Genomic DNA, 8,926 nt, shown 5'->3' with positions numbered 1-8,926 from the left:
GCGCGGTCGGGCAGCGCCCGCACCTCCTCCGCGCGCAGGACGCCGTCCGCGTCCCGCGTCCAGCACAGCTCGTAGGTGCGCCCCCGCAGCCGCTGCCGGGTCAGCAGCCGCCCGCCCGGGCCCAGCGCGGCCGTCCAGGCTCCGGACGGCACGTCCACGACGGGCTCCGGCACCACGATCCAGTCCCACGGCCCCGCCCCCGGACCCGCTTCGAGCGAGCGCAGGGAGAGCGAGGCCGCCGCGAACTCCTCCGGCGGCGCGCCGCCGTCCGCCGTGAGGAGGCACACCCGCTCGCCCCCGCCCGGCCGCCGCACGGCCGGGGAGGCCGCCGCCCAGGGCAGCCGGGCGGGACGCTGCGCCGCGAGCGGCGGGACGGGGGAGACGAGGGGCGCGGTCATATGGGCGACTCCGGGCCCGCGCGTGCGCGCGGGACGTGCTGGGGGACATGGGGGGAGGGGCACCGTGCGGGCCCCGTACCGAGAACGCGCGGCGCCCCGCGTACGTCACGGTGGCAAAGGCGTACGACGCGCGCGGGCCCGCGACCCCGCGCCGCCCGCGCCCCCGGGGTGATGGGATGGCGGCGCGGGAACCACCCTCCCGCGCCCACGGCCCCCACGCCGCCACGGAGGTATCCCATGCGTCCCGCCCGCGTCCGCCGCGCGCTCGCCGCCGCCGCGCTCTGCCTGCTGCCGGTCACCGCCTGCGGGGCCGACGGCGGGGAACCGGCCGCGCGGCCGGGGCCCGCCCGCGCCTCCAGCGCCTCGCCCGCCCCGCGCGCTGCCGACCGGGCCGCCGAGTTCACCGCGCTGGAGCGCGCCTACGGGGCGCACCTCGGCGTCCACGCCGTGGACACGGGCAGCGGGCGCGAGGTCGCCTGGCACGCGGACACCCGCTTCCCGTACAACTCCACCTTCAAGGCCCTCCTGTGCGGGGCGGTGCTCAAGAAGCACGGCACCGGCGCGATGGACCACGTGCTGCGCTACTCCCGCGAGGACCTCGTCGCCAACTCGCCCGTCACCGAGAAGCACGTGGCCACCGGCATGAGCCGCGACGCGCTGTGCGACGCCGCGATCCGCTACAGCGACAACACCGCCGCCAACGTCCTCCTCACCGAACTGGGCGGGCCGCGCGCGCTCGGCGCCCTCGTCCGCGAGGCGACCGGGGACCGCCTCACCCGCATGGAACGCGTCGAACCGCTCCTGAGCCGGTGGACACCCGGCGAGACCCGCGACACGACGACCCCCCGCCGGCTCACCGCCGACCTCCGCGCCTACACCCTCGGCGACGTCCTCACCACGCCCCGGCGCCAGCGCCTCAACGGCTGGCTGAGCCGCAACACGACCGGGGACGCGACGATCCGCGCGGGCGTGCCGAAAGGCTGGAAGGTCGCGGACAAGACGGGTACCGGGAGCTACCACGGCGCCCGCGGCGACATCGCCGTGATCCGTCCGCCGGGCCGCGCCCCGCTCGTCCTCACCCTGCTCAGCTACCGCGAGGAGCGCACCGCCGAGGCCGACGACCGGCTCCTCGCCGAGGCCACCCGGGTGGTCGTGCGCGCCCTCGGCTGACGCGGCACCCCCGCCCCCGCTTCCTCCCCGGCGGGGGCGGGTACGGGGACTAGCATCCCGGGCAGCCGACCGTCAGGAAGAGCGTATGAGCCTTGACTTCCCCCTCGACCGCGCCGCGCACCCGCTCCCCGGCGCCGAACGCCGCGCGATCCTCGCCGATCCCGGCTTCGGCCGCTGGTTCACCGACCACATGGCCGTCGCCGCCTGGGACACGGAGCGCGGCTGGCACGACGGCGGCATCCGCCCCCTCGCCCCCTTCACCCTCCACCCGGGCGCCGCCGTCCTCCACTACGGCCAGGAGATCTTCGAGGGCCTCAAGGCGTACCGGCACGCGGACGGGAGCCTGTGGCTGTTCCGCCCGCGCGACAACGCCCGCCGCTTCGCCGCCTCCGCCCGCCGCCTCGCGCTCCCCGAACTGCCCGAGGACGCCTTCCTGCGGGCTGCGGAGGAACTGGTGCGGGCCGACGCCGACTGGGTCCCCGAGGCGGACGCGGACGGGCCGGAGGGCAGTGGCGAGCAGAGCCTCTACCTGCGCCCCTTCCTCATCGCCACCGAGCCCTTCCTCGGCGTCCGCCCCTCCGCGCAGGCCCTCTTCCGGGTCCTCGCGAGCCCCGCGGGGCCCTACTTCCCCTCGGGCGTCACCGGCGTCACGCTGTGGGTCACCGAGACGTACGCGCGCGCGGCGGCCGGAGGCACGGGCGCCGCCAAGTGCGGCGGCAACTACGCCGGGAGCCTCGCCGCGCAGAACGAGGCCCGCGAGCACGGCTGCGAACAGGTGCTCTACCTCGACAGCGCGGGCCACGGCACGATCGAGGAGTCCGGCACGATGAACCTGTGCCTCGTGACCCGCGACGGCGAACTCCTCACCCCCGCGCTCGGCACGATCCTCGAAGGCGTCACGCGCGACACGGTCCTCGCCCTCGCCCCCGAACTCGGCCTCCGGCCCGTCGAACGGGCCATCCCGCTGGCCGAGTTGCGCTCCCGCGTGGCGGAGGGCACCGTGACCGAGGTCTTCGCCGCCGGAACGGCCGCAGTGCTCACGCCCGTCACGGGCTTCAAGGGCGAGGGCTACGCCGTCACGGTCGGCGACGGCACGCCGGGCGCCACGACGCTCGCCCTGCGCCGCGCCGTCCTCGACCTCCAGTACGGCAGGACCGAGGACCGGCACGGGTGGCTCCACCGGGTGCGGTGAGGCGGACCCGCCGCGCTCAGGCCAGGTTGACGAGGCGGAGGTACTTCGTCCAGTCCCACAGCGCGCCCGGGTCGGTGTGGTCGGTCCCTGGCACCTCGACGTGCCCCAGGATGTGCTCCCTGTCCTTCGGGACGCCGTAGCGCTCGCACACGGAGGCGGTGAGCGCCGCCGACGCCTCGAACATGGCGTCGGTGAAGTACTCGGGCCTGTCGACCCAGCCCTCGTGCTCGATCCCGATGCTGCGCGTGTTGTAGTCCCAGTTCCCGGCGTGCCAGGCGACGTCCTTCTCGCGCACGCACTGCGCGAGATGGCCGTCCGCCGAACGCACCACGTAGTGCGCGGTCACCTGCTTCGCCGGGTTCTGGAAGATGGCCAGCGTGTCGGTGAAGTACTCCTGCGTCACATGGATCACGACGTACTCGACCGGGTACTGCGAAGGCCGCTTCGCGACCGTGTAGTTGGCGGTGCTCGCGGGCACCCATTCGGCCCCGGGGAAGTCGACGGCGGCCGGTTTCGCGGCGGCGGCCGGGGGGCCGGTGAGCAGCGCGGCGGGCGCGACGGCGAGCGCGGCGCCCCGCAGGAGCGCGCGGCGGCTGGGCACGGGGCCGGTGTGTTCCACGACGGTTCCGCCTCCTGGTGGCGTGCCCCGTCCGGTCGGGACGGCGGCGGGCGAGCGCTTGAAAGCACGGTACGGCGTGGCGCCGCCGCGCGGAAGACGGCGAACTCCCGTACGAAACCGCCCGCGTGACGCGCGTCCAGCTCGGTGTTCCGCCCGGCCGGCCCCACCACGCCGCGCCGGTCCGCTCCCCTCCCGCTCAGCCCGCCGTGAGTGCCACCGGGTCGTCCAGCACCGCCCGGACGACCGAGTGCGCCGCGCCGAGCAGCGGGCCCTCGCGGCCGAGCCGCGAGACCGTCACCGGACGGTTCGCCGTCGCGGTGCGCCGGGTCAGCTCGCGGCGCAGCGGCGGCAGCAGCCACTCCGCGAGCGGCGACAGCGAGCCGCCGAGCACGACGCCCTCCGGGTCGAGGAGATTCACCGCGCCCGACAGCGCGATCCCGAGCGCGCTCCCCGCCCCGCGCAGCGCCTTGAGCACCGCCTTGTCGCCCTCGGCCGCACGCTGCGCGAGCAGCCCCACCGGCTCCTGCCCGGGCGCGAGCCCCGCCGCGCGCCACACGGCCTCCTGCCCCGCGTACTGCTCCAGGCAGCCGCGCCCCCCGCACGGGCACGACGGCCCCTCGGGACGTACCGGGACGTGCCCCAGCTCGCCCGCGAAACCCCGTGTACCGCGCAGGAGTTCACCGCCGAGCACGACGGCGGCGCCGATCCCGATGGCGGCCGAGACGTGCACGAAGTTCTCGTGCGCGCCCTCGCCCGTCCACAGTTCGGCGAGGGCCCCGAAATTGGCCTCGTTGTCGACCGTCACCGGCAGCCCCTCCGGCAGCAGCGGCCCGAGATCGGTGTCGGTCCAGCCGAGGTTGGGGGCACGCACCACGAAGGGCCGGTCCCGCTCGACGAGCCCGGGCACCGCGAGCGCGAGCCCGGCAGGCCGCAGGCCCAGCCCCTCGGCCGCCAGACGCACCTCGTCCACGAGCCCGCCGAGTTCGGCGAGCAGGGGCTTCGCCGCCCGCTCCCGGTTGTCGACGGGCCGCACGACCCGGGCCCGCACCTCGCCGCTCAGGTCCACCGCGCACACGGACAGGTGGTCCACGCCTATCTCCGCGCCGAGCCCGGCCGGGCCCCGCGCGCTCACCGCGAGCGCCGATCCTGGCCGCCCCACCCGGCCGGGCCGCTCGGGCCCCAGCTCGTCGAGGAAACCGGCCCGGATCAGCTCGTCCACGAGCGTCGAGACGGCCGCCCGGGTCAGCCCGATCCGCGCCGCGACGGCGGCCCGCGAGAGCGGCCCGCTCGCGGCCACCGTGTGCAGCACCCGGGCGAGGTTCCGGCGGCGCATCCCCTGCTGGGTGTCGGGCAACGCGGCGGTCATCGGAACTCCTCGGGGCTCGGGAAGGGACGGGCGGGAACAGGCGGCGGGGGAGCGGGCACGGGACCGTGCGGGTCCGCCCCTCCCCGCGACGGGCCCGGGTCCGGTCCGGCCTCCGGGAGACGCGTCCGCCGCGCGAGGCGCCCGCCCCGGGCCGCCGCCCGGCCCGCGCGCGACCGCCCTGCGGCGTGCGCGGACCGCTCACGACCCCGTACCGCCGTCAACTCCACTCGCCCCGCTCTCCTCGTGTGCCGCCGGGAGCGCTCCCGGCGGGGTCGCGCGCCCCGCCCGGGGGCGTGGGCCCGGGCCGGGCCCCCCTTCGGCCGCTCAGCCGGTGGCCGGGGTCCCGTCGAGGAGGGGCGCCGCGTCGGAGAGTACCCCGGAGATCCGCGCGAGCGTCTCGTGGTCCTTCGCGACCGGGTCCAGGAGCGGGCCGCGCGCCGTGTCCCAGCGCCGGGCCACGGCCGCCGGGTCCTCGCCCGTCAGGAGCCCCGCCGCCTGCGCGGCGGCGCCGAGCGCGACGAGTTCCTTCGCCTCGGGCACCCGCACCGGGCGCCCCGAGAGCCGCAGCACCGTGTCCTGCCAGGCCCGCCCGCGCGCCCCGCCGCCGATGAGCAGCAGCGGCTCGCTCTCGTCCCCCTCGCCGTCGAGGACCAGCCCGAGCGCGTCCAGGAGCGAGTAGACCGCCCCGTCGTACGCGGCCTGGAGGAGCTGGCCGCCGCTCGTGTCGTGGCGCAGCCCGGTGAGCAGCCCGGAGGCTCCCGGCAGGTTCGGGGTGCGTTCCCCGTCCAGGTACGGCAGGAAGCTCAGCGTCCCGCCGGGTTCGACGGCCTCGCGGTCCAGGCCGAGGAGGGCGGCGACCCGGTCCACGGCGAGGGTGCAGTTGAGCGTGCAGGCGAGCGGCAGCCAGTCGCCGTGCGCGGCGGCGAAGCCCGCGACCGTACCGCTCGCGTCGGCCGGACGGCGCGGCGAGACGGCGTACACCGTTCCCGAGGTGCCGAGGCTCAGCACCGGCGTCCCCGGGCGCAGCCCGAGCCCGAGCGCCGCGGCGGCGTTGTCCCCGGTCCCGGCGGCCACGAGGGTGCCCCGGGCGAAGGGCAGCGCGTCGCCCCGTACCGTGCCCGCGACCTCGCCGGGCCCCACGACGCGCGGCAGCTTCGCCGCGTCGAGCCCCACGAGGCCGAGGATCTCCTCGTCGTACGCCTCGGGGCCCGCCGCCCACCAGCCGGTGCCGGAGACGTCACCCCGGTCCGTCGTGCCCTCGCCGGTCAGCCGCTCGGTGAGGTAGTCGTGCGGCAGCCGCACGGCCGCCGCCCTCTTCGCCGCCTCCGGCTCGTGCTCCGCGAGCCACGCCCACTTCGTCACCGTGAACGAGGACCCGGGCACGCTCCCGGTCCGCTCCGCCCACCACGCGGGCCCGCCCTGCCGCTCGATCAGCTCCCGCGCCTGCGGCGCCGAGCGCACGTCGTTCCACAGCAGCGCGGGCCGCACCGGCTCCCCGGCCGCGTCGAGCGTCACGAGCCCGTGCTGCTGGCCGCCGACCGAGACGGCCGCCGCCTGCCGCGCGAGCGGCCCGCACTGCTCCAGGGCGCTCAGCAGCGCCCCCCACCACTGGCGCGGGTCCGACTCGCGGCCCGCCCCCGTCGTCACCGTGTGCGGGGCCTGCCCGCTCGCCACGACCCGGCCCGTCGCCACATCCACGACCAGTGCCTTCGTGGACTGCGTCGAGGTGTCGATCCCGACCACGTACGGCCCTTCGGCCTGCTCCCCGGCTGTCATCCCTCGTCCTTCCCTCGCGCCGCCGCCCGCGTCCCGGAACGGCGTCCCGCCAGCTGATCCCACCATCGAGTCCTGCTCCGTCCGGCGCGGTGGGACACCCGCCGACGGGGCCGAATCGGCACCCGCTCTTCACAGCCGGGCTTCGGGAGTCTAATTTGTTAAGCGCCATGACGAAATAGGTCGTGGCACGCACGACACGATGGCGAGGGAGCCGCATGAACTACCAGCCCACCCCCGAGGACAAGTTCAGCTTCGGTCTGTGGACCGTCGGCTGGCAGGGCCGGGACCCCTTCGGGGACGCCACCCGCCCCGCGCTCGACCCGGTCGAATCCGTGCGCCGCCTGGCCGAGCTGGGCGCCTGGGGCGTCACCTTCCACGACGACGACCTCATCCCCTTCGGCTCCACCGACGCCGAGCGCGAGCGCATCGTCAAGCGCTTCCGCGAGGCGCTCGACACGCACGGCCTCGTCGTCCCGATGGCGACGACCAACCTCTTCACGCACCCCGTCTTCAAGGACGGCGGCTTCACGTCCAACGACCGCGACGTACGCCGCTACGCGCTCCGCAAGGTCATCCGCAACATCGACCTCGCCGCCGAGCTCGGGGCCGAGACGTACGTCGCCTGGGGCGGTCGCGAGGGTGCCGAGTCCGGCGGCGCCAAGGACATCCGCCTCGCGCTCGACCGCATGAAGGAGGCGTTCGACCTCCTCGGCGAGTACGTCACCGAGCAGGGCTACGACCTCCGCTTCGCCATCGAGCCCAAGCCCAACGAGCCGCGCGGCGACATCCTGCTCCCCACCGTCGGCCACGCCCTCGCCTTCATCGAGCGCCTGGAGCGCCCGGAGCTGTACGGCGTCAACCCGGAGGTCGGCCACGAGCAGATGGCCGGGCTCAACTTCGCCCACGGCATCGCGCAGGCGCTGTGGTCCGGCAAGCTCTTCCACCTCGACCTCAACGGCCAGAACGGCATCAAGTACGACCAGGACCTGCGCTTCGGCGCCGGTGACGTGCGCAACGCCTTCTGGCTCGTGGACCTCCTGGAGACCGCCGGGTACGAGGGCCCGCGCCACTTCGACTTCAAGCCCCCGCGGACCGAGGACTTCGACGGCGTGTGGGCCTCGGCGGCGGGCTGTATGCGCAACTACCTCATCCTCAAGGAGCGCGCCGCGGCCTTCCGCGCCGACCCGAGGGTGCGGGACGCCCTCAAGGCCGCGCGTCTCGACCAGCTCGCCCTGCCCACCGCCGAGGACGGCCTCGCCTCCCTGCTCGGCGACAAGAGCGCGTACGAGGACTTCGACGTGGAGGCCGCCGCCGAGCGCGGCATGGCCTTCGAGGCGCTCGACCAGCTCGCCACGGACCACCTGCTGGGCGTCCAGGGCTGACCCCTGCCGCTCACCGGCGCCGGGCCCCGCCTCTCCGCGCGAGGAGAGGCGGGGCCCGCCGCGTATCCGGAGGGGATCAGCAGTGGTTGGGCACGTTGCCCTTGTCGTCGCCCTTGAGGTAGACGGCGCTGACATAGCCGATGCCGCCGCTGTTGAGCTGGAGGCGGACCCAGTTGCGGTTGCTGATGCCGTGATCGCTGACGAGGTCGCCCTCCAGCCAGCACAGCCCGGTGTAGCTGTAATTCGCGTTGACGTAGCTCACCACCCGCTCGCCCTGCGCGGGGCCGGCGTGGACGTTGCCGTGCGTCCAGGCGACGACGGTGGTGGCGGCGAAGGCGGGGCTCGCGGCCATGACGCCCGCCCCGGCGAGCGCGAGGCTCGCCCCGCCCATCGCGAGGACGCGCTTCATCTTCGTACCGAGCATGTGGGTTCTCCCGGTGGGTGACGACGGCCGGGGGCACGGGCGTGCCCACCGGTCCCGGCGCGGCGAACCGCCGCCGCGCCGGTTGCGACGCGTCCCACGCTCTCGGACGCGGACCGCCCTGCCAATCGCTGGAGCGAATGAAAGCCCCGCGCCCTGTTCCCGGCGCACGTTCGACCGCAGGCAGAACCGCTGGCGTGCCCCGGGGCGACGGTGGCGAAAGGTTTACGGATGCGAAGGCCAGGGGGCGTGGGAAGGGGCTCGCGCGGGGCTGGGGCCGTGGTGAGCCGCGGGCCTTCGCGGGTGGTGTGGCGGCGACCCTGAGAAAGATCAGGGTTGCCTCCGGGACGGATCGGGGCTCCACTGGAACCGTGGGAGCGGCGGAACCGTTCAAGACGACAGGTGAGCGACCGGGACAGGGCGGCGCACGGCGGCCCGGCCGGAGGATCACCGGGGGAGACGAGAGACATGTCCACTCAAGCCAAGGTGGCCGTCGGCGGTGCCATCGTCGGCCTCATCCTGCTCATCTGGCTGCCCTGGTGGGCCGCCCTGCTGATCATCGTCGGCATTCCCGCGGCCAGCCTACCTCGCCCTCGACCCGG

The 8,926-nt window shown here is 75.6% G+C and carries 7 protein-coding genes and 1 pseudogene; 3 read left to right on the top strand and 5 right to left on the bottom strand.

The window, feature by feature from the left end; all coding sequences use genetic code 11:
- A pseudogene (locus SSBG_RS01455) lies at window positions 1–398 on the bottom strand (NUDIX hydrolase); the annotation flags it as partial.
- 237 nt (window positions 399–635) lie between these two features.
- Here SSBG_RS01455 and bla point away from each other — a divergent pair.
- Entirely contained in the window at window positions 636–1,568 is a 933-nt protein-coding gene (gene bla, locus SSBG_RS01450; RefSeq protein ID WP_008744461.1) for a class A beta-lactamase, read from the top strand.
- Window positions 1,569–1,653: 85 nt separating this feature from the next.
- Window positions 1,654–2,760, top strand: a complete 1,107-nt coding sequence (locus SSBG_RS01445; protein WP_008744460.1) for a branched-chain amino acid aminotransferase — start codon at window positions 1,654–1,656, stop codon at window positions 2,758–2,760.
- Between the two features lie 16 nt (window positions 2,761–2,776).
- Here the strand turns inward: SSBG_RS01445 and SSBG_RS01440 are convergent, their stop codons facing one another.
- The 3 genes from SSBG_RS01440 to xylB all read right to left on the bottom strand — a co-directional run bounded on the left by SSBG_RS01440 (window position 2,777) and on the right by xylB (window position 6,521).
- The gene (locus SSBG_RS01440) at window positions 2,777–3,379 is read right to left on the bottom strand and encodes an N-acetylmuramoyl-L-alanine amidase (RefSeq protein WP_008744459.1); all 603 of its coding nucleotides are present in this window, start codon (window positions 3,377–3,379) and stop codon (window positions 2,777–2,779) included.
- Between the two features lie 196 nt (window positions 3,380–3,575).
- Entirely contained in the window at window positions 3,576–4,745 is a 1,170-nt protein-coding gene (locus SSBG_RS01435; RefSeq protein ID WP_008744458.1) for an ROK family transcriptional regulator, read from the bottom strand.
- 324 nt (window positions 4,746–5,069) lie between these two features.
- Window positions 5,070–6,521 carry a xylulokinase gene (gene xylB / locus SSBG_RS01430; protein ID WP_037868665.1) on the bottom strand — a complete coding sequence of 484 codons (1,452 nt, stop codon included), beginning with the start codon at window positions 6,519–6,521 and terminating at the stop codon, window positions 5,070–5,072.
- Between the two features lie 215 nt (window positions 6,522–6,736).
- Between xylB and xylA the strand changes: the two genes are divergently transcribed.
- Window positions 6,737–7,903 carry a xylose isomerase gene (gene xylA / locus SSBG_RS01425; RefSeq protein ID WP_008744456.1) on the top strand — a complete coding sequence of 389 codons (1,167 nt, stop codon included), beginning with the start codon at window positions 6,737–6,739 and terminating at the stop codon, window positions 7,901–7,903.
- A 76-nt stretch (window positions 7,904–7,979) separates the two neighbouring features.
- Here the strand turns inward: xylA and SSBG_RS01420 are convergent, their stop codons facing one another.
- Window positions 7,980–8,327 (bottom strand): SH3 domain-containing protein, encoded by a 348-nt coding sequence (locus SSBG_RS01420; protein ID WP_037868664.1) that lies wholly within the window; start codon window positions 8,325–8,327, stop codon window positions 7,980–7,982.
- Window positions 8,328–8,926 lie beyond the last annotated feature (599 nt).

Origin of the sequence: Streptomyces sp. SPB074, from assembly GCF_000154905.1 — a bacterium.
Classification (GTDB): Bacteria; Actinomycetota; Actinomycetes; order Streptomycetales; family Streptomycetaceae; genus Streptomyces.
The sequence above is the reverse complement of the archived record's forward strand: the minus strand, read 5'-3'. Positions and strand labels throughout refer to the sequence as shown.